This is a genomic window from Acinetobacter sp. CFCC 10889 (assembly GCF_003268395.1).
GTDB lineage: Bacteria > Pseudomonadota > Gammaproteobacteria > Pseudomonadales > Moraxellaceae > Acinetobacter.
In genome coordinates, this window is sequence record NZ_LQXQ01000196.1 from 1 (window position 1) to 347 (window position 347).

Genomic DNA, 347 nt, shown 5'->3' on the forward strand with positions numbered 1-347 from the left:
GGCGGATTCAACTAGCAAGTGCAACGGTATAAAACCCAGCCATTACTTCGCTAGGTGTTCGCCATCCTAAACTCTTTCTAGGACGATTGTTTAAAGCATCTTCAATCTCTTGAATTCGCTCTTGGCTAATATGTTCGAATGAAGATGATTTTGGCAAATATTGTCGGATTAAACCATTGGTATTTTCATTTCTTGCTCGCTGATTTGAGCAATATGCATCGGCAAAGTATGTATCAATACCTTGGTTTGTTAAGCGCTGATGCTCCGAAAACTCTTTACCATTATCAAATGTCACACTATGAGCATGGCTCATTTTAAGTCGATCTATACAGTGACTAATCGTATTC

Annotated in this window: 1 protein-coding gene; it reads right to left on the bottom strand. The window is 38.9% G+C overall.

Translation table 11 applies throughout. The features are described from left to right. Window positions 1-7: 7 nt before the first annotated feature. Window positions 8-347: IS30 family transposase (locus AVJ19_RS21355; RefSeq protein WP_111861447.1), on the bottom strand; the 340-nt coding region annotated here is incomplete at its 5' end.